Annotated in this window: 21 protein-coding genes and 1 pseudogene; 16 read left to right on the top strand and 6 right to left on the bottom strand. The window is 74.1% G+C overall.

Going from position 1 to position 21,422, the window contains the following annotated elements:
• Positions 1 to 69 precede the first annotated feature (69 nt).
• The 10 genes and pseudogenes from WA788_RS14160 (at position 70) to WA788_RS14115 (ending at position 7,547) form a co-directional block, all read left to right on the top strand.
• Positions 70 to 468 (top strand): winged helix-turn-helix transcriptional regulator, encoded by a 399-nt coding sequence (locus tag WA788_RS14160; protein ID WP_335977563.1) that lies wholly within the window; start codon positions 70 to 72, stop codon positions 466 to 468.
• Between the two features lie 222 nt (positions 469 to 690).
• Positions 691 to 1,470, top strand: a complete 780-nt coding sequence (locus WA788_RS14155) for a VOC family protein (protein WP_335977052.1) — start codon at positions 691 to 693, stop codon at positions 1,468 to 1,470.
• Positions 1,471 to 1,637: 167 nt separating this feature from the next.
• A complete protein-coding gene (locus WA788_RS14150) occupies positions 1,638 to 2,519 on the top strand; it encodes an ABC transporter ATP-binding protein (protein ID WP_335977047.1) in 882 nt (293 codons plus the stop codon).
• Positions 2,516 to 3,520, top strand: a complete 1,005-nt coding sequence (locus WA788_RS14145) for an iron-siderophore ABC transporter substrate-binding protein (RefSeq protein WP_335977044.1) — start codon at positions 2,516 to 2,518, stop codon at positions 3,518 to 3,520. Before WA788_RS14150 ends, WA788_RS14145 begins: the two co-directional genes overlap by 4 nt.
• A gap of 4 nt (positions 3,521 to 3,524) precedes the next feature.
• Complete coding sequence (locus WA788_RS14140) at positions 3,525 to 5,600, top strand: iron ABC transporter permease (protein WP_335977041.1); 2,076 nt, start codon at positions 3,525 to 3,527, stop codon at positions 5,598 to 5,600.
• A 154-nt stretch (positions 5,601 to 5,754) separates the two neighbouring features.
• Positions 5,755 to 6,237 (top strand): GNAT family N-acetyltransferase, encoded by a 483-nt coding sequence (locus WA788_RS14135; RefSeq protein ID WP_335977038.1) that lies wholly within the window; start codon positions 5,755 to 5,757, stop codon positions 6,235 to 6,237.
• 26 nt (positions 6,238 to 6,263) lie between these two features.
• Positions 6,264 to 6,557: pseudogene (locus tag WA788_RS14130) on the top strand (FAD-dependent monooxygenase); the annotation flags it as partial.
• A complete protein-coding gene (locus WA788_RS14125; protein ID WP_335977035.1) occupies positions 6,547 to 6,726 on the top strand; it encodes a hypothetical protein in 180 nt (59 codons plus the stop codon). The pseudogene WA788_RS14130 and the gene WA788_RS14125, both read left to right, overlap by 11 nt.
• Positions 6,727 to 6,777: 51 nt before the next feature.
• On the top strand, positions 6,778 to 7,092 hold the full coding sequence (locus WA788_RS14120) for a helix-turn-helix domain-containing protein (protein ID WP_335977033.1): 315 nt from the start codon (positions 6,778 to 6,780) through the stop codon (positions 7,090 to 7,092).
• Positions 7,093 to 7,142: 50 nt separating this feature from the next.
• Positions 7,143 to 7,547, top strand: a complete 405-nt coding sequence (locus tag WA788_RS14115) for a hypothetical protein (RefSeq protein ID WP_335977031.1) — start codon at positions 7,143 to 7,145, stop codon at positions 7,545 to 7,547.
• Positions 7,548 to 7,618: 71 nt separating this feature from the next.
• Here WA788_RS14115 and WA788_RS14110 read toward each other — a convergent pair whose 3' ends face one another.
• Complete coding sequence (locus tag WA788_RS14110) at positions 7,619 to 8,572, bottom strand: CPBP family intramembrane glutamic endopeptidase (RefSeq protein WP_335977030.1); 954 nt, start codon at positions 8,570 to 8,572, stop codon at positions 7,619 to 7,621.
• Between the two features lie 310 nt (positions 8,573 to 8,882).
• On the opposite strand from WA788_RS14110, the gene WA788_RS14105 reads away from it, so the two are divergent.
• The 4 genes from WA788_RS14105 (at position 8,883) to WA788_RS14090 (ending at position 12,546) form a co-directional block, all read left to right on the top strand.
• Positions 8,883 to 10,181, top strand: coding sequence for a sensor histidine kinase (locus tag WA788_RS14105; RefSeq protein WP_335977028.1), 1,299 nt, complete (start codon positions 8,883 to 8,885; stop codon positions 10,179 to 10,181).
• Positions 10,178 to 10,885 carry a response regulator transcription factor gene (locus WA788_RS14100; RefSeq protein ID WP_335977026.1) on the top strand — a complete coding sequence of 236 codons (708 nt, stop codon included), beginning with the start codon at positions 10,178 to 10,180 and terminating at the stop codon, positions 10,883 to 10,885. The genes WA788_RS14105 and WA788_RS14100 overlap by 4 nt, the downstream gene beginning before the upstream one ends.
• Before the next feature lie 153 nt (positions 10,886 to 11,038).
• The gene (locus tag WA788_RS14095; protein ID WP_335977023.1) at positions 11,039 to 11,776 is read left to right on the top strand and encodes a VOC family protein; all 738 of its coding nucleotides are present in this window, start codon (positions 11,039 to 11,041) and stop codon (positions 11,774 to 11,776) included.
• On the top strand, positions 11,773 to 12,546 hold the full coding sequence (locus WA788_RS14090; protein ID WP_335977020.1) for an alpha/beta fold hydrolase: 774 nt from the start codon (positions 11,773 to 11,775) through the stop codon (positions 12,544 to 12,546). Before WA788_RS14095 ends, WA788_RS14090 begins: the two co-directional genes overlap by 4 nt.
• A 15-nt stretch (positions 12,547 to 12,561) precedes the next feature.
• Here the strand turns inward: WA788_RS14090 and WA788_RS14085 are convergent, their stop codons facing one another.
• From WA788_RS14085 to WA788_RS14065, 5 genes are all read right to left on the bottom strand, one after another.
• Complete coding sequence (locus tag WA788_RS14085; protein ID WP_335977017.1) at positions 12,562 to 13,068, bottom strand: DinB family protein; 507 nt, start codon at positions 13,066 to 13,068, stop codon at positions 12,562 to 12,564.
• Positions 13,069 to 13,118: 50 nt separating this feature from the next.
• Entirely contained in the window at positions 13,119 to 13,697 is a 579-nt protein-coding gene (locus WA788_RS14080) for a GTP-binding protein (RefSeq protein ID WP_335977014.1), read from the bottom strand.
• A complete protein-coding gene (locus WA788_RS14075; RefSeq protein WP_335977012.1) occupies positions 13,681 to 14,097 on the bottom strand; it encodes a DUF742 domain-containing protein in 417 nt (138 codons plus the stop codon). Before WA788_RS14075 ends, WA788_RS14080 begins: the two co-directional genes overlap by 17 nt.
• Positions 14,098 to 14,258: 161 nt before the next feature.
• On the bottom strand, positions 14,259 to 14,717 hold the full coding sequence (locus tag WA788_RS14070; RefSeq protein ID WP_335977009.1) for a roadblock/LC7 domain-containing protein: 459 nt from the start codon (positions 14,715 to 14,717) through the stop codon (positions 14,259 to 14,261).
• Positions 14,714 to 18,118 (bottom strand): ATP-binding protein, encoded by a 3,405-nt coding sequence (locus tag WA788_RS14065; RefSeq protein WP_335977007.1) that lies wholly within the window; start codon positions 18,116 to 18,118, stop codon positions 14,714 to 14,716. Before WA788_RS14065 ends, WA788_RS14070 begins: the two co-directional genes overlap by 4 nt.
• A 369-nt stretch (positions 18,119 to 18,487) precedes the next feature.
• Here WA788_RS14065 and WA788_RS14060 point away from each other — a divergent pair, with 369 nt between their 5' ends.
• Together WA788_RS14060 and WA788_RS14055 are read left to right on the top strand one after the other, a co-directional pair.
• Complete coding sequence (locus WA788_RS14060) at positions 18,488 to 19,462, top strand: ABC transporter substrate-binding protein (protein ID WP_335977005.1); 975 nt, start codon at positions 18,488 to 18,490, stop codon at positions 19,460 to 19,462.
• Between the two features lie 200 nt (positions 19,463 to 19,662).
• Positions 19,663 to 21,399, top strand: a complete 1,737-nt coding sequence (locus WA788_RS14055; RefSeq protein ID WP_335977003.1) for an aromatic amino acid lyase — start codon at positions 19,663 to 19,665, stop codon at positions 21,397 to 21,399.
• Positions 21,400 to 21,422: the final 23 nt, after the last annotated feature.

Raw genomic sequence — 21,422 nt, 5'->3', positions numbered from 1 at the left:
CTCCTTCAGTAAGGAGCCACTTCCGGGTAAGGTGGCCACCTCTGCGAAAGGAACGAGGTGAGGCGCGTGGTGCGCGCAGGCGAGGTGATCGAGCCCACACCGTCCTGGGACCCGTACACGCGGGGCTGCCCGTCGCGTGATCTGCTCGACCAGATCGGCAGCAAGTGGGCGGTGCTGGTGCTCGGCGAGCTGGCCCGGCACGGGGCCTGCCGCTTCACTCGGCTGCGGCAGGCGCTCGCCGGGGTGAGCGAGAAGATGCTCACACAGACGCTGCGGACGCTGGAGCGGGACGGGCTGGTGCGGCGGACGGTGTACCCGGAGGTGCCGATCCGGGTGGAGTACGAACTGACCGGGCTCGGGCAGACGCTGCGGGAGCCGCTCAAGGCGCTGACGGAGTGGTCGGTGCGGCACGTCGAGGAGGTGCTCGCGGCGCGCGAGGAGTACGACGGGCGCGACGGCGGGCGGTAGCCGTAGCCGCCGCCGGTGGTGCCCGGCGGCGGACCGCCTTCCGGGGGGCGTGGCGGGCGCGCCCGCGTGTCGGGGGCCCGGGGGCGGTGGGTGCGGCGGGAGGCTGGGCGCCCGGAGCCGTAGAGCCGTGAGCGGTAGCGGTGAGCGGTGAGCGGTGAAAGCCGTACAGCCGTGGGCCGTACGCCGTGAGCCGTACCGAGGCCGCACCCAGAGAGGGCGAGAATGTCCGAAGTCACCACTCCGTTCGCGACCGGCACCCCGTGCTGGATCGATCTGATGGCACAGGACCAGCAGGCCGCGCTGGACTTCTACCGCGACCTGCTCGGTTGGCAGGGCGAGGTCGGCGGGGAGCAGTTCGGCGGGTACGCGGTCTGCGAGCTGAAGGGTCGGCCGGTCGCCGGGATCGGCCGGGCGATGGCGGCCGAGGGCCAGCCGGTGCCGCCGACCGTGTGGACCGCCTACCTGGCCACGACCGACGCGCAGGCCACCCAGGACGCGATCGTCGGCGCGGGCGGCACCCTCATCGCGCCGGTGATGGACGTCGGCGGCCTCGGGCGGATGCTGATCGCCGCCGACCCGCAGGGCGTCGTCTTCGGCGTGTGGCAGCCCGGCGACTTCTCCGGCGTCGGCATCGCCAACGAGCCCGGCGCGCTGATCTGGAACGACCTGCACACCACCGACGTGCCGGGCGCCACCGCCTTCTACGGCGAGGTGTTCGGCATGGAGATCAGGCCGATGGAGGGCGCGGACGGCTACTGGGAGCTGCGCGCCGGCGACCGGACCGTCGGCGGCGCCACCCAGTTGGACAACGACCCGCCCGGCACCCCCGCGCACTGGCTGTCGTACTTCGCGGTGGACGACGTGGACTCCACCGTGGACGCCCTGGTGCGGGGCGGCGGCAGCGTCCTGCTCCCGCCGTTCGACATGGTCGCGGGCCGGATGTCCGTGGTGGCCGACCCGCAGGGCGCCGCGTTCGCGATGATCAAGCCGAAGCCGATGTAGTACCGCCGTACCGCCGTACCGCCGTAGTACCGCCGCACCGCACCGCGGTTTCCCCCAGGCGCCGCCGCTCCGAACTCCGGGAGCGGCGGCGCCTGTTGCGTGGCCGTTCACCGCCGGGAACACCCCCGTTGAACAGCGGAAAGTAAAGTAAGGCTATCCTAATTCGCGTGAGAGTTGGGGAAGGGACATCCAGGCCGGCGGCAGCGCCGCCACGGCGGGGGCACGAGCTCGCGGCCGAGGGCGTGACCGTGGCGTACGACGGCGTCGACGTCGTCCACGACGTCGCGATCACCCTGCGGCCGGCCGAGGTCGCCGCGCTCGTCGGGCCGAACGGCAGCGGGAAGTCGACGCTGCTGCGCACCCTCGCGCGCCTCCAGCAGCCGCGCACCGGGTCGTTGACGCTCGACGGCGGCACCGAGGACGCGGCGGACTGCATCGCGCTGTCCGCGCGGGAGTTCGCCCGCAGGATCGCGCTGCTGACCCAGAGTCGGCCCACGCCGAGCGGCCTGACGGTGCGCGACGTCGTGGAGTTCGGCCGCTACCCCTACCGCGGCCGGTGGGGGCGGGCCGACCCCGGCGGCACCGAGGCGGTGGCGCGGGCGCTGGCCCTGACCGGGCTGGAGCAGCTGTCCGGCCGCGGCGTGGACCACCTGTCCGGCGGGCAGCTCCAGCGGGTCTGGCTCGCCGGCTGCCTCGCCCAGGAGACCGGCGTCCTGCTGCTCGACGAGCCGACCACCTACCTCGACCTGCGCTACCAGGTCGAGCTCCTCGACCTGATCCGCGACCTCGCCGACGACCACGGCATCGCCGTCGGCGTGGTCCTGCACGACCTCGACCAGGCGGCGGCCGTCGCCGACCGGGTCGCCCTGCTCCACGACGGGCGCATCGTGGCCGACGGCACCCCCGAGGAGGTGCTGACGCCGGACCGCCTCACCGAGGTCTACGGCATCCGGATCACCGTGGACACCGACCCCGCGACCGGCCGGCCGCGCACCCGCGCGATCGGCCGTCACCACGCACGAAGCGAAAGGCACCACACCCCGTCATGAGACGTCTTCCCGCCGCCGCGACCGTATCCACCGCCGTCGCCGCCGCCCTGGTGCTGGCCGGCTGCGGCACCACCGAGAAGTCCGACGACTCCGCGAAGTCCTCGTCGACCGCCGGGAGTTCGACGGCCGCCGCCGGCCCGGTCACGCTCACCGACGCCTCCGGCACCACCGTCCACCTCGACCACCCGGCCACCCGCGTCGTCGCCACCGAGTGGGACGTCGTCGAGGACCTGGTCGCGCTCGGCGTCGCCCCGGCCGGCGTCGCCGACGTCAAGGGCTACACCACCTGGGACAAGGCCGCCCCGCTGACCGGCTCGCCCAAGGACATCGGCACCCGCGGCGAACCCAGCACCGACACCATCGCCGCCCTCACCCCCGACCTCGTGGTGGCCACCACCGACCTGTCGGCGTCCGTGATCAAGCAACTGCGCAAGGTCTCCACCGTCCTGGTGGTCAAGCCCGCCGACGCCGCCGACCAGATCGGCACGATGACCAAGGGCCTGGACCTGATCGCCAAGGCCACCGGCACCACCGCCAAGGCCACCGAGGTGAAGAACGCCTTCACCGCCAAGGTCGCCGACGGCGCCGCGAAGCTGAAGGCCGCCGGCCTGGCCGGCAAGAAGGTCGCCTTCGCCGACAGCTACGTGGTCTCCAACCAGGTCACCGTCCGCGGCTACACCAGCGGCTCCCTCATCGGCGCCGTCAACGAGGAGTTGGGCCTGAAGAACGCCTGGACCCTCAAGGGCGACAAGGCGTACGGCCTGGCCAGCACCGACGTCGAAGGGCTCACGGGCCTGGGCGACGTCCAGTTCGTGTACGAGCAGAACGACTCCGACGGCGACCCGTTCGCGACCAACCTCGCCAAGAACGCGGTGTGGAAGTCGCTGGCGTTCGTGAAGGCCGGGCAGGTCCACCGGCTGCCCGACGGCATGTGGATGTTCGGCGGCCCGGAGTCGATGGAGGCGTACATCGACGGCCTCGTCGCCGCCCTCACGAAGTAGCGCCGTGGCCGTCACCGAGACAACCGCCACCGCCCCCGCCGCCGGTGCGGCCGCCGCCAGGTCCGGCCTGCCGGCGGCCGCGGCCGCGGCGGGGCTGCTGCTGGTGGTCGCCGCCCTCGCGGTCGTGGACATCACCCAGGGCACCGCGGCCGTCGGCGCCCACGAGGTGTGGAAGGCGCTCACCGGCCAGGCCGACCAGACCGACTCCTCCGTGGTGATCGCCTCGCGGCTGCCGCGGATGGTCGCCGGCGTGCTCGTCGGCGTCGCCCTCGGCAGCGCGGGCGCCGCACTCCAGGCGGTCAGCCGCAATGTGCTGGCCGCCCCCGACACCCTTGCGGTGAACGCCGGTTCCTACCTCGCACTCGGCGTGCTCACCGTCACCGGCGCGTCGATGCCGCTCCTCGCGTCCTCCGGCGTCGCCTTCGTCGGGGGCCTGGCCGCCGCGGCGGTCGTCCTCGGGCTGTCCGGTCTCGGCGCCGGCACCGTACGGCTGGTGCTGGCCGGCAGCGCCCTCGCGCTCGGGTTCGGCGCCGTCACCGACGCGCTGCTGCTGCTCTTCCCGCAGCGCACCAACGGCCTCTACCAGTGGAGCCAGGGCAGCATCAGCCAGAACGGGTTCGGCGGCGTCGACCAGATGGCGCCGGTCGTCGCCGCCGGGCTGCTCGGCCTGCTGCTGGTCGCCCGCCGGATCGACGCGCTCGCCCTCGGCGACGACGCGGCCCGCGGCGTCGGCATCCCGGTCCGCGGCACCCGCATCACCGTCGTGGTGCTCGCCGCGCTGCTGTCGGCCGCCGCCGTGACCCTCGCCGGACCGATCGGCTTCGTCGGGCTGTGCGCGCCCGCGCTGGCCCGGCCGCTCGCCCGCCGGCTGCGCGCCCTCGTCCGGGCCCGGGCCGCCGTGCCCTTCGCCGGGCTGGTCGGCGCCGCGCTCGTCCTCGGCGCCGACGTACTGCTGCGCGCCATGGTCTCCAAGCAGGTCGCCCCCTCCGTGCCGACCGGCGTCGTCACCAGCATCCTCGGCGCGGTCTTCCTCATCGCGATGGCGATGCGGGCCCGCGAGTCCGGCGGCGCCGCCGAGACCGACCGGATGCGCATCCCCGGCCGGGCCGGCTTCGCGCTGTGCGTGGCGGTGCTCGCCGCCGTCCTGGTCGGCGTGGTCGTCGCGGGCGTGCTGCTCGGCGACACCAAGCTGCTGATGGGCGACGTCACCAACTGGGCGCTGGGGCGCGCCGGCCGCGGTGTCACCTTCGTCCTGGACACCCGGGTGCCGCGGGTGCTCGCCGCGCTCCTGGCCGGCGCCGCGCTCGCGCTGTCCGGCACCCTCGTCCAGGCCGTCACCCGCAACCCGCTCGCCGAGCCCGGCATCCTCGGGGTCTCCGGGGGCGGCGGGCTCGGCGCGGTGCTGCTGGTGACCTCGGTGCCGGCGGCCGGTGCGTGGAGCATCGCCGGGGCCGCGTTCGGCGGGGCCGCGCTCGCCGCGCTCGTCGTCTTCGGGCTCGCCGCGCGCGGCGGGTTCCGGCAGAACCGGCTGGTCCTGGTCGGCGTCGGGGTGTCCGCGGCCACCACCGCGCTGATCAGCCTCGTCATCGTGCTCACCGACCCCTTCAACGCCACCAAGGCGCTGACCTGGCTGTCCGGTTCGACCTACGGGCGCACCGCCCCCGACCTGCTGCCGGTGGCGGTCGTACTCGCCGCGGGCACCTGCTACGCCGTCGTACGCCGCCGCGCGCTCGACCTCGTCGCGCTCGACGAGGACACCCCGCACCTCCTCGGACTGCGGCTGGCCCCCACCCGGTTCGGCTTCCTCGCGGTCGCGGTCCTGCTCAGCGCGACCGCCACCGCGGCGGCCGGCACGATCGGCTTCGTCGGCCTCGTCGCCCCCCACGCCGCCCGCGCGCTCGTCGGCCGCCGCCACGTCCGCGTCCTGCCGGTCGCGATGCTCCTCGGCGGCGCCCTGGTCTGCGCCGCCGACCTGCTCGGCCGCACCGTCATCGCCCCCGCGCAGCTCGGCGCGGGCCTCATGACAGCGGTCGTGGGCACGCCGTACTTCATCCGCCTGCTCTTCCGCACCCGTAAGTAGCCCGCCGGGGGAGCCGCCGCACCCGGGTCCGATGCCCGGGTGCCGTACGGCGGTTCCGTGCGCTGGCTCCGTGCCCGGGTTCCGTACGGCGGTTCCGTGCGCCGACGGAGCCCGGGCCGCGCCGCTCGGCCGGGTACCTCGTACGGTTCCTGCTGTGACCTCTACGACGGCCGTCTCCTTCCGCCGCGCCACCCGCGCCGACCTCCCCGCCATCGTGGCCCTGCTCGCCGACGACGTCCTCGGCAGCACCCGCGAGTCAGCCGGCGACCTGTCCCCGTACGAAGCCGCGTTCGCCGAGATCGACCGGGACCCCCAGCACCTCCTGCTCGTCGCGGACCGGGCGGGCGAGGTCGTCGGCACCGCCCAGCTCACCTTCCTGCCCGGCCTGTCCCACCAGGGCGCGACCCGCGCCCAGATCGAGGCCGTCCGGATCGGCAGCGCCGCCCGGGGCGCCGGCCTCGGCAGCGCGCTGATCGGCTGGTGCGTGCAGCAGGCGCGTGAACGCGGCTGCTCGGTCGTGCAGTTGACGTCCAACGCCGGCCGCGAGGACGCCCACCGCTTCTACGAACGGCTCGGCTTCCACCCCAGCCACGTCGGCTTCAAACTCCCCCTCGACGGCCCGCCCGCCGGGGCATGACGAGCACGCGGGTGGCCGTCGGCGCCGTCACGGTACGGAACAGCCACGGGGCATTGCGTGCCGGCTGGCTCGTGGGCTGCGACGGCGGCCGCAGCACGGTCCGCAAGCCCGCGGGGTTCGCGTTTCCAGGTACCGACCCGGAGACCACCTGCCACCAGGCGGTCGTGGAGATGACCGGCGCCGAGGAGTTGAAGGTCGGGTGGACCGCCACGGACACCGGCGTGTACGCGTACGGACCGAGGCCGGACCGTATCGTCACCGTCGGGGCGCGGCTGACCCATAACATCGATGTTATATATCATCGACGTTATGGGCGATGAGCGGTACACGATCGAGAGCGAGCCCGAGGTGCGCCTCTGGCTGGCGAACATCCCTGCCCACCGCTACGTCGTCACCGAGCAGAAGGTCGACCGGCTGTCGGAGGATGCGCGAGGCGGCGGAGGTGGTGCGAGCCCGGTCCGCTCAGGCCGTCTGCGAGGCAGGCCATGAACCGGCTGCCGAGCACGCCGTCTACAGCCGCGACATCAAGGAGGAACCGCGATGAACCACGCTGAGTGGAAGACCCGCCGCCGCCGTGAGCTGCTGGGCGAGGCCACCGAGGAGAACGCCGAGTACGACCGGCTGTACGAAGAGGCCGAACTCGCGCACGACCTCGGGCAGATGGTCTACGACCGGCGGATCGCGCTGGGCCTGTCCCAGGCCGAACTCGCCGACCGCTGCCGCATGAAGCAGCCGCAGATCTCCCGCATCGAGGGCGGCGGCACCGTGCCCACGATTCCCCTCCTGCGGCGCCTGGCCCGGGCGCTCGACGCGGATCTGACGATCAACCTCACCCCGCACGGCAGTGCCGCCTGAAGCGCCGGGCGCGCCGGTGCGGGGTGGTTGTCACGGGATAGCCTCGGGCTGTGACGGACGCTTTCGTCGGTGACGACGTTCACCACCTGGCGTGCGGGATCTGCCCCTCCCGCCGTTTTCCGGTCGGGGAGTTCGACGTGTACGAACGGCCCACGCGGGACTGCCCGTTCGACCCGGCGGACGGGAACCGGTACACCGCGGAACGGGTGCCGGTGTGCGTCCATCCGGAGAAGGTCGGGCTCCCGGCGGGCCGGTACAAGAGCGACGGCACCGCCCCGGGCGTTCAACTCGTCCTGCCCGCCGACGAGTCCGCGCTCGTCCCCTACCTCCACGACGTGCTGTACGGCGCGGCGCCCGTCCTGCTGGAGGACTTGATCAAGCAGGCCCGAGCGGAGATCTCCCGGCACTTCCCGGGCCTGGACGTCACCACGACCCTGCGCCGCGCCCTCAGCTGACCGCTCGGGGTGGTACGGGTGCGGATGAAGGGGCGGGCCGCAAGGCCCGCCCCTTCGGGTTCGGCTTCGGGTCAGTGCTTGCGTGCGGGCCGCGGGCGGAGCCGGCCGCGGCGCTTCGCCATCAGCAGGAAGAGGACGGTGGGGACCAGGCAGACCAGGACCGCGAAGATGCTGGCCTCGGGGCCGAAGCTTCCGCCGGTGAGGGTGTGGGGGCCGGTCACGGTCGCGTGGAGGAGGCCGCCGGTGCGGGTGTCGGAGCCGGAGACGGTGGTGCCGAAGACGCCCTGCTCGGCCAGGTTCCAGCCGAGGTGGATGCCGATGGGCAGCCACAGGGAGCGGGTGGCGGCGTAGACGGCGCCGAACATCAGGCCGGCCTCGACGGCGATGGCCAGGGCGCCGGTGAGGGTCGCGTGCTGGTTGACCAGGTGGAGGCCGCCGAAGGCGAGGCCGGAGACGACGAGCGCTCCCCAGGTGCCGGTCTTCTCCTCCAGGACCCGGAACAGGGCGCCGCGGAAGGCGAGTTCCTCGGTCACCGCCACACAGCTCATCAGGCCCAACGTGGTCAGCGCGCCACCGAACGAGCCCCAGCCGCGGACGTGGTAGCCGCCGGTCATCGCCACCAGCGCGATGGTGACGGCGAACAAGCCGAGCCCGACCAGGAACCCCCGGCGCAGCTCCGGCCGCGCCCTGGCCGGCGCCAGTTCCTCCAGCCGGGTGCGGCCCTCCAGGTGGCGCACCAGCCAGAGGTAGGCGGCCAGCGCGAGACCGCCGGTGGCCACCCCTCCGATCAGGGCGGTCAGCGGGGTGGCGTCGGCGACCTTGTTGATCCCGCCGGCGATCGCGTCCACGCCCAGCATCGCCACGAAGAGCACCGCCAGCCGCACCCAGGTCGACCTCGCCCAGCGGGCCGGGCGGCGGGCGCCGTCCCGCACGGTGGAGGGGGAGGCGGCCGCAGCGGTCGACGCGGTCCCTTGGGGTCCGTGGTCGTCGAGGTGGATCGATGACGGGTGGATGTCGGCCGGCATGGCTGCCTCCTCGGGGGCCGCTCCTGGTGAGCGGTCTGCGCTGTCGATGACGGAAAACTACGGGCGGCGGCACCCTCGGATCGTCACCGCCGGGTGGGCAGTCGGCGCCCCCGCGGGTCCCCCGAGCGAGCTACCGGATGTCCTCCTCCGAGGGACCCCGGCCCCGGCCACCGGGCGCTACGTTCGCCGTGTAAGACTGTCCGGCCCCGCGGGGCCGGACCGGCGGCACCGCGCGGACGGGTCCTGGACCACTTTCCGGCCTCCGGCGACGCCGTTTCAGAGCGGGAACTACCGGACCGGGATGATCACCATGGCAGGGCAAGTACCGGAAACCCCGGCGGGCGTACGCCCGTTGGCCGCCGCGGTCGACCGCCTCCGCATGGTGGCGCGGTGGTGGGGGTCGCGCCCGGCGGCGACCAGGGACCGCGAGTTCGCCGTCGTCTTCAGCGTGCTGTCGTTCACCGAGCCGCTCTCCCGGATCGGGGCGCGGTTCGGCGACCTGCCCACGCACGGCGCCTCGGTGGCGAGCGTGCTGCTGACCCTGGGGCAGACCCTGCCGCTGGTGGTGCGCACCCGCTGGCCGGCCATCTGCCTCGCGGTGGCGGGGAGTTCGTTCGCGGTCCACGAGTCCCTCGGCTGCCCGCCGACCGTCGGCGGCCTGGGGCTGTACATCGCGCTGTACTCGGTGGGCGCCCTCCAGCCGCGCCTGCGGCGGGTGGTGGCGGCGCTGGCGACCGGCGGGTACGTGGTCTTCAGCGTCGTGCTGCACGCGCTGGGGTCGCCCGAGGGGCTCACCGACTACGTTCTGTTCTACTTGGCGCTGGCCGCGGTCTGGGGCCTGGGGCTGCTGGTCCGGGGGCGGCGGGCGCAGGAGGCCGAGCGCCGGCGGCTGTCCGCCGAAGCCGCCGTCGCTGCCGAACGGCACCGGCTGGCCCGGGAGTTGCACGATGTGGTGACCCACCATGTGACCGCGATGGTGGTGCAGGCGGGAGCGGCCCAGTACCTCACCGGGGCGCCGGACCGCGTCGGCGAGGCCCTGGCCGCCATCAACGGCACCGGCCGCCGCGCCCTGGCCGAACTCCGGTTCCTGCTGGGCGTGTTGGAGGCGACCGGTGACGCGGACCCCCGAGCGCGTACGCCGGTGCCCGGCCGGGTGCCCGATCTGGTGGAGCAGACACGAGCAGGCGGTCAGCCGGTCGAACTGGTCGAGGACGGAGAGCAGCCGGCCATGGCCATAGGCGCCCGGCTGACGGCCTACCGCGTCGTACAGGAATCCCTCACCAACGCGGTGAAGTATGCGGCGGGCCGGCGCACGCTGGTGCGGCTGACCCACACCGCCGACTGGACGGACGTCGAGGTCACCACGGCCGGGACCGCCGACGGCGTGCCCCCGTCCGCGGCGGTGCGGGCCGGCGGCCCGCACATCTCCGGCGGTCGGGGGCTGACCGGGCTGCGGGAGCGGGTGGAGATGCTGGGCGGGGAGTTCGCGGCCGGGCCGGGGCCGGACGGGTTCCGGGTGTGTGCGCGGATTCCCACCGGGAGCTCGTTGCCCGGCCGGCGCGGTGGGCAACCGGCCGAAGCGCAGTGCGATCAGAAGGAGGCGTCATGAGTGTGCCGGCCGCGGTGACCCGGGTGCTGGTCTGCGAGGACCAGGGGCTGGTGCGTGCCGGCTTCGTCACCATTCTCGACTCCCAGCCCGACATCGAGGTGGTGGGCGAGGCGGTGGACGGCAGGGCGGCGATCCGGCAGGCGGAGCAGCTGAAGCCCGACGTGGTGGTGATGGACATCCGGATGCCGCTGCTCGACGGGATCGAGGCCACCCGCCACCTGGCCGGCCCGGAGTCGGCGAGTCCCGCGCGCATCCTGGTGGTCACCACCTTCAACGTGGACGAGTACGTCTACGAGGCGCTGCGCGCCGGCGCCAGCGGCTTCATGCTCAAGGACGCCCCGCCGCCCGAACTGATCAACGCGGTCCGCACCGTGGCCCGTGGCGAGTCCCTGCTGGCCCCCGCGGTCACCCGCGCCCTGATCGGCCGCTTCGCCGAACGGGTCCGCCCCTCGGCCGCCGCCGCCTCCCCCGAGCGCGACCGGCTGGGGGTCCTCACCCCCCGCGAGCAGGAGGTGCTGCTGCTGATCAGCGAGGGACTGTCGAACGCGGAGATCGCCGCCGCGTTGGTGATCAGCCACGAGACGGTGAAGACCTACGTCTCCCGCATCCTCACCAAGCTGGACCTCCGCGACCGCGTCCAGGCGGTCGTCCTGGCGTACCGGGCGGGGCTGGCCGGGGGTGGTGAGGGGCACCGGCGGAGCTGACGGCCGCCTTCGTCCGATCGGATGGGCGGCGGCATGCCGTTAACCCGGATGCGCGGGGCGGGGGCGGTGGCTAGGGTGCGGGGGCGGGGCGGGAACGGCGTTCCGCGCGGCCACGGCCGGCCTGCCCTCGCGCATCGGAGACGTACTGCCGTCATGACGTCACAGCTCCTCGCCCTGAGTATCGACGCGACCGCGCCGGAGCGGCTGGCCCGCTTCTGGTCCGCCCTGCTGGGGTGGGAACCGGAGGAGGGCGGGGCCGGCACCGTACTGGTGCCCGGCGACGACACCGGCTTCCTGCTGCGCTTCCTGCCGGTGAAGGAACCCAAGGACGGCCAGAACCGGGCGCACTTCGACCTGACGAGCAGCTCCCCGGACGAGCAGCGGCGCACCGTGGCACGGGCGTTGGAGCTCGGCGGGCGGCACACGGACGTGGGGCAGCGGCCCGAGGAGACGCATGTGGTCCTCGCCGACCCCGAGGGCAACGAGTTCTGCGTGATCGCCGCCGGCAACACCTTCCTCGCGGACTGCGGCTTCGTCGGCGCCCTGGCCGGCGACGGCACCCGGGAGGTGGGGTACTTCTGGAGCCGGGCACTGGACTGGCCGCTGGTGTGGGACCAGGACGAGGAGACCGCGATCCGCTCACCCCGCGGCGGCCCGAAACTCACCTGGGGCGGCCCGCCGCTGATGCCGCGCTCCGGCCGGGACCGGGTGAGGTTCGAACTGGTCGCGGGGGAGGGCGAGGAGCTGGACGCGGAGGTCGGGCGCCTGCTCTCGCTGGGCGCGACCCGGGGCCGTACCACCGCGGCCGAGCCCGGGTGGGTGGACCTCCTCGACCCCGACGGCAACGAGTTCCGGGTGCGCGCGGACCGCGGGAAGCAGGCTGGCACATGACCCTCGCCCATGACGTGACCGGCGACGGCCCCGCACTGGTGCTGCTGCACTCCGGCGTGTGCGACCGCCGCATGTGGGACCCGCAGTGGCCGGTCCTGGCCGGCGCCGGATACCGGGTCGTACGCTGCGACTTCCGCGGCTTCGGGGCGTCCCCGCTGACCGGCGGGCCCCACAACGACCCCGAGGACGTCCTCGCGCTGATGGACACCCTCGGCATCGCCCGCGCCGCTCTGCTCGGCTCCTCCTACGGCGGCCACGTCGCCCTGGAGATCGCCGCGCGCCACCCCGAGCGGGTGGCCGCGCTCGCCCTGCTGTGCGCCGGGCAGCCGGGGTACGAACCCAGCGCGGAACTCCGCGCGTTCGGTGAGCGGGAGGACGCGCTGCTCGCCGCCGGCGACGTGGCCGGCGCCGTCGAGCTGAACGTGGCGACCTGGCTGGGGCCCGAGGCGAACGAGCCGGCCCGTACGGCGCTGCGCACCATGCAGCGCCGCGCCTTCGACGTCCAGCTCGCCGCGCCCGACGGCGCCGGGCGGCGCGAGGTGCCGGTCGACCTCGCGGCGGTGGCGGCGCCGTGCCTGGCGGTGTCCGGCGGGCAGGACCTCGCCGACTTCCGCGCGATCGCGGCGGGGCTGCCGCAGGTGTTGCGCGGCGCGGACGTCCGGCACGTCGAACTGCCCTGGGCCGGGCACTTCCCCGGGATGGAGCGGCCGGCCGAGACCGCGGAACTGGTGGCCGGCTTCCTCAACGAGGCGTACCCGGCAACGGGTTGAGCAGGAACGGGCGGCTCAGTCGCCGGTGGTGCCGTCGGCCATCTCCCGCAGGATGTCGATGTGGCCGTTGTGCCGCGAGGTCTCCTCGATGAGGTGCATGAGCACCCAGCCGAGCGTGACATGGGTGCCGTCCCGCACCGGGCGCTTGGCGATGGCGGACAGCTCCGTCGCTGCCACCAGCTCCCGGTAGCGGGCGCTCTGCTCCTCGTACGCGGCCACCAGCTCCGCGAGCGGCGTCTGCGCGCCCACCCGCATCTCCCGGTCCGGGTCCTCGTCCGTCCAGGGCGCCTGCGTGTCCTCCTCGCCGAGGAACATGACCTGCATCCACCAGTACTCCACCCACCGCAGATGGCTCAGCAGCCCGCCGAGCGTCATCAGCGGCGAGCCCGGCAGCGGTGCCCGGGCCGCGTCCTGCGCGGACACCCCCGCGCACTTGGCCACCGCGGTGGCCCGGGCGTAGTCCAGAAACGTGGTCAGCATCGTCCGCTCGTCGAAACTCGCGGGCATGTCCGTTCTGCTCATCCCCCCATCCAACCACCCGCACCCGCACCCGCACCCGCGGCCGCGCGCGGTCAGCTCTCGGCGCGGGTGAGGGCCACGTCCAGGACGACGAGGAGGGCGTCGCGGACCGAGCCGCGCTCGCGGGCGTCGAAGGCGATGACGGGGACGTGCGCGCCGACGTCGAGGGCCCAGCGGACCTCGTCGAGGGAGTGCTCCACGCGCCCGTCGAAAGCGTTGACGGCGACGGCGAACGGTATCTGGCGGTGCTCGAAGTAGTCGACGGCGGCGTAGCAGTCGTCGAGCCGCCGGGTGTCCACGATCACCAGGCCGCCGAGGGCCCCCTCCACCAGGTCGTCCCACATGAAGCCGAACCGCTCCTGGCCCGGGGTGCCGAAGAGGTACAGCTTCAGACCGGCGTCGATGGTGATGCAGCCGAAGTCCATCGCCACGGTGGTCGTGGTCTTGTACGGGGTGTGGCTGAGGTCGTCGACCCCGGCCGCGACCTCGGTGATGGCCGCTTCGGTGGTGAGCGGGCTGATCTCCGAGATGGAGCCGACCGCGGTCGTCTTGCCGACCCCGAACCCGCCGGCCACCACCATCTTCACCGGCAGCGGTGCGGTGCCGCCGGGCGCCTCAGTAGGCGGTGTCATGGAGCGTCCCCCGGGAATCGGGGATGGTGCGGAGACCATCAATAACCCTTCGCAATACGGAAACGTCGCGGCCGATGTCGGCCTTCGGCACGTACACCGACAGGTGGCCGCCGGCCGAAAGGTCCTCGGCCAGCACCCGGACCACGTTCAGGTGCAGATGCAGCCGTGCCGCGATCTCGGCCACCGACTGCGGCCGGCGGCAGGACGCCACGATGTCGTGGCGCTCGAACGACATCAGGTTGAGCCGTTCCAACCCGGTGGCGGTGGCCACGAGTTGGGTCTCGACCGGCATCGGCGGCACGGCTCCGGTCCCGGCGTCCGTGCCGGCCACCCGGCCGGCGGTCACCAGGAACGGCCGTACGGCGGGTGCCCGGCCGACCGGTTCGTCACCGGCGCCCATGGGCCTGCACCTCCTCGTCGTGAGCCGCCGGCGTGTCCCCGGCGGGGGCGGCACGCGCGGCCGCGCTTACGTCAACTGCCCGCACGGCGGCCACCCGTGCGTCGACCACCCGCACGGCGCCGGTCCGTACGAGGACACCCCATACGGGAACGGCCGTTACGTCAACGGCGCGACGGCAGACCGACCGAGTTCTTCAACTCCAGCACCAGCTCGGGGTTGAGCGCGGCCCCGGCCCGGTTGGCGAACACCGTCATCTCGTAGGCGATGTTCCCGAGCTTGGCCTCCTTGGAGGTCACCACGCCCAGGACGGCGCCGCTGCCGATCGCGGAGACCAGGATGTGGCCCTGCGCCAGGTCGATGATCACCTTGTTCAGCGGGCCGAGTCCGTAGCTGCCGGCGGCGCCCGCCGCGAGGCTGGTCATGCCGGAGACGATCGCGGCCAGCCGCTCGGAGTCCGCCGAGTCGCGCAGTTGGGACACCGCGATGAGCAGGCCGTCGGAGGAGACGGCGATGGCGTCGACCACCCCCGCGGTCTCCGTGGCGAAACGGTTCAGCAGCCAGGTGAAATCGGCTGCGGCGGCCCGCAGATCGTCGGGCCGGCCACCTGTCGGCGTTGTCACTCTTCGGCTCCTTCCGGGAACTCCGTGGTCGGTGTGGTGTGGCGGCTGTGGCCGGTGTCGGCCGCCGCGCTGTCGCGGTTGGCCCGCTCGACCGCGGCCTCGAACTCGTCCAGCTCGAAGCGGACCTGCTCGGCGTCGGCGGCGGGGCGGTGGGCGGTGGGGGAGGGGGCGGGGCCGGCACCGGCGGCCGCGCCGAGCGTGGCGTGGAGGGTCGCGCCCTTCACCCGGCGCCGCAGCGGGCGCGGCGCGCCCCGGTCGACCGGCGAGGAGCCGGACGGACCGGACGGACCGGACGAGGGTGACGACGGGGCGGACGGTGCCGTGGGGAACGTCGGCGACATCGGCGACGCGGGGGGACGCGGGGAGTGGGGACCGGTGGCGGCCATGGGCGGCAGCGGTGCCGCCGACGGCCGGGGTTGGGGCTGCTGTGGACGGGGTTGGGACTGCGGCTGGGCCGGCCGGCCGGTCGGCGCGCCCGCGCCGCCCTGCGGCCCGGCGAAGCCGGCGGGGGCGCCCGGACGGTTCGCACCGGACCCGGACCCGGCACCGGCACCGGGTACGGCGCCAGGTGCGGCCCCGGCTCCGGCTCCGGAGCGGCGCGGCAGTTTCGGTGCCCCCATCACCCCGTCCACGCCCATCCCGTACCCCAGGACCGGGCCGCCGCCCGGCTGCACCCGCGCGGACGGCACGGCGGCGGAGCTGATCGCCGCGGTGCGCTGCGGCACCCGGCGCGGCAGCGGCGCGGGCCCGCCCTCGCGCGGTGCCTCCTCGCGGGGCGCCGACGGGCGCGGCTCAGGCCGGTGCTGCTCAGGCCGGTGCGGCTGCTCGCCGCGGAAGGGCTCCTCGCGGGGGGCCTGTTCGCGCGGCGCGTCACCGCGGAAGTCGTCCTCGCGCGGCGGCGCGGCGTGCCGCCCGCTGCCGCGGCGCGACTCGGCCGGCGGGGCCGGGTGCTCGCGGCCGTCGGTCAACTGCGGCATCCGGGAGGCGTGGCGGGGCGTGCGCGCGGCCCGCTCGCTGCGCTCGGCCAGGTCGCCGCGCTCCAGCTCCGCGGCACGGCCCCCGTACGGCAGGTCCCCGTACGCGGGGCCGGCCTGGTACGCCTCGCCCTGCGGCCGGCCGTTGCCGTAGGCGCCGCTGGCGTAGGCCCCGCCGCCGTACGCGCCGTTGCCGTAGGGGGCGCTGTCGTACGTACCGCTGGGCTGCGGCTCCTCGCGGTAGGGCCGGACCTCGCGCGGGCTGTTGTCGTACGGGGCGACCTCGTACGACCTGCCGCCGCGCGGCTCGCGTCCGGCGCCGTTCGGGTGCTCGAAACCGGCTCGCCCAGCAGCTCGGCCGTCTGCTCCGATGCCGGCTCCCGCACTGGCCTGCGCGCCGGACGGCTGCTGCGACTCGGCGTAGGGGCTGGCCGACAGCAGCTGCGCCGCCGGAATCGCGACCTGCGCGGTGACGCCGCCGCCCTGGGTGCGGGTCAGCACGACCCGCACGCCCCAGCGCCGGGCCAGGCTGCCGACCACGAACAGGCCGAGCACCTTGGTCGGCACCAGGTCGAGGCGCTCGCGGCGCACCAGCCGGGCGTTCTCCTCGGCGAGCCGGTCCGCGCTCATGCCCAGGCCGTGGTCGGCGATCTCGACCACCGCGCCGTCCGCGCGGGCGCCCACGACCACCTCGACGGGGCTGCGGGCGGGGGAGAACGCGACCGCGTTCTCCAGGAGTTCGGCGAGCATCAGCGTCAGGTCGGCGATGATGTCCGGCGCGACGGTGACCTCGGTCTCGGCGTGCAGGACGACCCGCTCGTAGCCCTCGATCTGGCCGAGCGAGGCGCGCACCACGTTGGTCAGCGGGGTGGGCTCGGTCTCCGAGCCGGACTCGCGGATGTCGGCGAGCAGCATCAGGCTGTCGGCGTTGCGCTGGAGGCGGACCGCGAGGTGGTCGATGCGGTAGAGCCGCTCCAGCAGCGCGGGGTCGGTCTCGCCGCGCTCGATCGCGTCGATCAGCGAGAGCTGGCGGGCGGTGAGGTTGCTGACGCGGCGGCCGACGTTGCCGAACATCTCGGCGGTGTTGCGGCGGCTGAGCACCTGGCGTTCCAGCAGCGCGGCCGCGGTGGTCTGCACCCGGTTGAACGCCGCGGCCAGGTCGCCGATCTCGTCGCGGGCGGTGGCCGGCATCTCGCGCAGCAGCGCCGGGCTGTCGTCCGACGCGTCGTCGTCGGCGACCCGGGCCAGTTCGCGCCCGGCGACCTCGGCGACCTCCGCGGCCACCCCGGTCAGCGCCTGCACCGGCCGGATGACCGAGCGGCGGATCGCGACCGACAGCGCCAGCCACAGTGCGAAGGCGACCAGCGCGGCGGCCAGCAGCCAGGCCGCCCGGTACCAGGCGTTGCTGGACGCGCTGTCGGCCCGGTCGGCGATCTGGCCGATGAGCGAGTTGGTGACGCGCAGCCGGCTCTCGGCCTGCTGCTGGTACTGCGGGTACGCCTTGAGGGCGGAGGTGAACGCGGCCTTGATCGCGCCCGGGCCGTTGGCCACCAGGGTGCTCGGGTCCACCTGGAGGCCCGCGTACTGCTGCGAGATGGTGTTCCAGGCCGTGCCCTGCTCGATGGCGCCCAGCTCGGACGCCTGCCGCGCGGTGGCGTACCGGCCGAACCGGGCCGCCTCGGTGGTGTAGACCTGCTCGGCGCCGACCGCGCTGACGAACTCGATGAGCGCGTTCGCGTCGCCGGTCTGGGCGGAGAACACGCTGGTCTCGAAGGAGCTGTGCGAGGCCTCGGCGCGCAGCAGCGAGTCGAGCAGGTTGCCGGTGCGGGACGTGGACAGGTTGGTGTCGGTGTCCAGGCCCAGGCCGTCGATCAGGTCGTCGATCACCGAGGTGTACGCCGGGTCGATGTTGTCGGCCGGCAGGTAGCTCTGCTCGACGGTGCTGCGCAGGCTGCTCAGGCCCGCGATCTCCTTGAGCACCTGGCTCTCGGCGGACGGCAGTCGCGACCCGAACGCCTTGCGGACCGCGGTGACCTGGCGGTCCACCGCGCTCTGGGCGCCGCGGTAGGCGGTCAGCGAGGGCCGGGAGCCGTTGGTGGCGGACTCGTAGCGGACCGACAGCAGCAGTGCCTGCTGGTGCTCGGACTCGACCCGGTCGACCAGCGTGGCGACCTGGCGGCTGCTGCGGACCAGCTGGGCCGCGGAGCCCGCGTTCCTGGCCTGCCCGACCAGTCCGTAGATCACATAGCCGAGCAGCAGGGCGATCACTACGAGCGGAACACCGAGCAGGACGTCGAGCTTGCGGCGGAAGGGCCGGCGGTCGGCGAACCGGGCGAGTGCGGATGTTCGCGGTGAACGGCCCCCTGGTGCCGGGACATCCGGTACCGGATGCTCCTGCTCCGGTCCGTTCGCTCCGTTCGCGGACACGACGCGCCCTCCTCCGTGACTTCGACCACCCGGAGCACTCTAGCTGTGTGGAAGTGGCCGAAAAACTTCCCGTGCCAGTCCGGGAATGGTCGCCAACTGCCCGGAGACTACCTCGTCTTGCGGTACGGCAACTGGCCGGCAGATCAAGATCCTGTTACGCACGTACCCGCCCGAGTCGGCAGAAAATCGACTTTGTCGCAGGTCAGCGCGGTGCGCTCCGACCGCCCGCCCGGCCGCCGCGGTCGCGCCGATGCCAATCAGTGACCAGGGTTCGCTTGACTGCGACGGAAGCTGCTGGATTGGATCGTCGGCAGGCATGTTTCGAACACCGTTGATCATCTTTCGAACACCGAGGCGGAAGCGGAAACCGTGACAACTCGCGAGAACAGCACCTGGACCAGCCCGAGCTACCGCCGACTTGCCGCGGTGGCGGCGGTCGCTGCCGTGGCGGCGCCACTGCTGGCAGGCTGTTCCTCCTCGTCGGACAGCGGCAGCGGCGGCGACCCGCTGGCCGGGAAGAAGGCGTCCGGCGGCACCGTGGTCGTCGGCTCCAACAACTTCGCCGAGAGCACCGTGCTCGCCTACATCTACGGCGAGACGCTCAAGGCCAAGGGCGTCAAGGTCAGCTACAAGCTCAACATCGGCACCCGCGAGACCACCTACGGGATGCTGAAGAACGGCACGCTCACGGTGCTGCCGGAGTTCAACGGCGCCCTGCTGTCGTACCTGAACCCGAAGGCGGTGGCGAAGACCGCGGCCGAGACCGACGCCGCGATCACCGCCAAGCTCGACCCGAAGCTGGCCGTGCTCTCCGACTCCCCGGCGCAGGACAAGGACTCGGTGACGGTCAACGCCGCCACCGCGAAGAAGTACCACCTGACCGGGTCGTCCTCGATCGCCGACCTCGCCGCGATCAGCAAGGACATCGTGATCGGCGGCTCGCCGGAGTTCCAGACCCGGCAGCAGGGCCTGGTGGGCCTGAAGTCCGAGTACAACGTGGTGCCCAAGTCGTTCAAGGCGCTGGACGCCGGCGGCCCGCTCACCGAGTCGGCGCTGAAGAACAACAACGTCCAGGCCGCGGACATCTTCACCACGGACCCGACGATCACCGCCGAGAAGTTCGTCACGCTCCAGGACCCGAAGAACCTCTTCGGCTTCGGCAACGTGCTGCCGCTGTACTACAAGACCGGGCTGAACCAGACCGGGATCGACGCGCTCAACAACGTGTCGGCGAAGCTCGACACCGCGAAGCTGCTCGACCTGGACACCCAGGTGCAGACGGAGAAGAAGGACCCGCTGGCCGTCGCGCAGGCGTGGCTGAAGTCCATCGGCATCACCAGCTGAACCGGGCGCCGCACCACCCGGGCCGCCGGCCGAGTCGCCGGCCGTCCCGGGCCCCGGGGTCCCGCTACCACGGAACCCCGGGGGGCGGCGCGCGACGCGCCGAAGGCCCGGCGTAGCATCTCGACGCGCACGGTCGATCCGGCCGTGCGGCACGCGAGTTCACCCTCCACCTCTCAGTACGGGCCCCGCCGGAGGCGACCATGGGAACACCCCCTGAGTCGTCGTCGCACCGCGGCCCCGAGGCTTCCCCCGCGCCCCGGCGCGCGGGTGCGGCGCCCGGAAGCGCGGTCCTCGACGGCTTCGGCCTCGACGCCGACGGCGTCGCGCTCCTCGCCGACGGCGTGACCGAGCCCGCCGTCCCGGCCGAGGCGTACGCCCGGGCCGAGCGCTCCTGGCACACCGCCCGCCGGCTCGCCGCCTCCGGCCGGATCTACGGCCGCGACACCGGTGTCGGCGCCAACCGGATGGTCTTCCTCAGCGACGAGGACAAGGACGAGCAGGACCTGCGGCTGCTGCGCAGCCACGCCGGGGGCGTCGGCGCGCTGCTGCCGGCCCGCGAGGTCCGCGCGATGCTCGCGGTCCGCGCCAACCAGGTGCTCGCCGGCGGCTCCGGACTGCAACCCGCGCTGGTGCGGGCGATGGTCGAGGCGCTGCGGCTGCATGTGCACCCGGCGGTCAACGAGTTCGGGGCGGTGGGCACCGGCGACCTGACGGCACTGGCGCAGACCGGGCTGACGCTCATCGGTGAACGGCCGTGGCTGGCCGACCCGGTGGGGCCGCTCGGCCCGGAACTGGACCCGATCGGGCCGGAGGCCGGCACGGGTGCGTACGGCGGCGGTTCGCCGGACGGCGCGGGTGCGTACGGTGACACGGGTGCGTACGACCAGGCGCCGGTGGGGGTGCACGCCGATCCGTACCCCGGCGGTGGGCCGCTGGTGGCGCCGCGGACCAGCGCGACCGCGCCCGGACCCGCGCCCGTCGCCCTCCAGCGCGGCGACGGCCTCGCCCTGATGAGCAGCAACGCCCTGGCGCTCGGCCAGGCCGCGCTGGTCTGCCACGACATCGACGTGCTGCTGCGCGCCTCGCACGCGGTCGCCGCGCTCTCGCTGGCCGCGGTCGGCGGCTCCCTGGAGGCGTACGCCGCGCCGGTGCACGCGCTGCGCCCGTACGCCGGGACCCGGCACGCCGCCGCCGAGGTGCGCCGGCTGCTCGGGCAGCCGGACCGGCCGCAGGTGCCGGGCCGGCGCATCCAGGACCCGTACGGCTTCCGGGCGTTCCCGCAGGTGCACGGGCCCGCGCTGGAGTCGGTCGGGGCGCTGCGCCGGGTGGTCGGCGTCGAGATCAACTGCCCGCCGGAGAACCCGCTGATCAGTGAGGACGGCGGGCCGGACGGCGGGCCCGCGGTCCACCACCACGGCGGGTTCTTCGCCGCGCCGCTCGGCCTCGGGCTCGACCAGCTCGCGCTGTCGGTGCTCCAGACCGCGCGGCTGTCCGCCGCGCGCCTCGGGCACCTCGGCGACCCCGACATCACCGGGCTGCGGCCCTTCCTCGCCGACGGCCCGGCGGCCAGTTCGGGGATCATGATCCTGGAGTACAGCGCCAACTCCGCGCTCGCGGAGCTGCGGGCCGCCGCGTCCGCGCCCGCCTCGGCCGGGCACGCCGTCATCTCCCGCGGGCTGGAGGAGGCGGCGAGCTTCGCCTCGCAGGCGGCGCGGCAGGCGCTGCGCGCGGCGGGCGCCTACCGGCTGGTGCTGGCCTGCGAACTCGTCGCGGCCGTACGGGCGTTGCGTACCCAGCCGTCGGCGCTGCTCGCCGCGGACGCGCCGGTCCGCGCGGTGCTGGACTCGCCCGGGCTGCCGTCGGCGCCGGGGGACCGCGCGCTCACCGCCGACGTGACCGCGGCCACGCTCCTGCTGCCCGCGCTCGCGGCGCTGTGACCGCGGCGCTCCGATCGCGGGCT

Source organism: Streptomyces sp. CA2R106 (assembly GCF_037034245.1).
Taxonomy (GTDB): Bacteria; Actinomycetota; Actinomycetes; order Streptomycetales; family Streptomycetaceae; genus Actinacidiphila.
This window is presented reverse-complemented; position numbering and strand designations above follow the sequence as displayed.

Excerpts from the sequence above, each read along its gene's own strand:
- WA788_RS14155 (WP_335977052.1), top strand. The coding sequence starts at position 691 with ATGTCCGAAGTCACCACTCCGTTCGCGACCGGCACCCCGTGCTGGATC.
- WA788_RS14145 (WP_335977044.1), top strand. The coding sequence starts at position 2,516 with ATGAGACGTCTTCCCGCCGCCGCGACCGTATCCACCGCCGTCGCCGCC.
- WA788_RS14125 (WP_335977035.1), top strand. The coding sequence starts at position 6,547 with ATGGGCGATGAGCGGTACACGATCGAGAGCGAGCCCGAGGTGCGCCTC.
- WA788_RS14120 (WP_335977033.1), top strand. The coding sequence starts at position 6,778 with ATGAACCACGCTGAGTGGAAGACCCGCCGCCGCCGTGAGCTGCTGGGC.
- WA788_RS14110 (WP_335977030.1), bottom strand. The coding sequence starts at position 8,572 with ATGCCGGCCGACATCCACCCGTCATCGATCCACCTCGACGACCACGGA.
- WA788_RS14105 (WP_335977028.1), top strand. The coding sequence starts at position 8,883 with ATGGCAGGGCAAGTACCGGAAACCCCGGCGGGCGTACGCCCGTTGGCC.
- WA788_RS14100 (WP_335977026.1), top strand. The coding sequence starts at position 10,178 with ATGAGTGTGCCGGCCGCGGTGACCCGGGTGCTGGTCTGCGAGGACCAG.
- WA788_RS14095 (WP_335977023.1), top strand. The coding sequence starts at position 11,039 with ATGACGTCACAGCTCCTCGCCCTGAGTATCGACGCGACCGCGCCGGAG.
- WA788_RS14090 (WP_335977020.1), top strand. The coding sequence starts at position 11,773 with ATGACCCTCGCCCATGACGTGACCGGCGACGGCCCCGCACTGGTGCTG.
- WA788_RS14085 (WP_335977017.1), bottom strand. The coding sequence starts at position 13,068 with ATGAGCAGAACGGACATGCCCGCGAGTTTCGACGAGCGGACGATGCTG.
- WA788_RS14080 (WP_335977014.1), bottom strand. The coding sequence starts at position 13,697 with ATGACACCGCCTACTGAGGCGCCCGGCGGCACCGCACCGCTGCCGGTG.
- WA788_RS14075 (WP_335977012.1), bottom strand. The coding sequence starts at position 14,097 with ATGGGCGCCGGTGACGAACCGGTCGGCCGGGCACCCGCCGTACGGCCG.
- WA788_RS14055 (WP_335977003.1), top strand. The coding sequence starts at position 19,663 with ATGGGAACACCCCCTGAGTCGTCGTCGCACCGCGGCCCCGAGGCTTCC.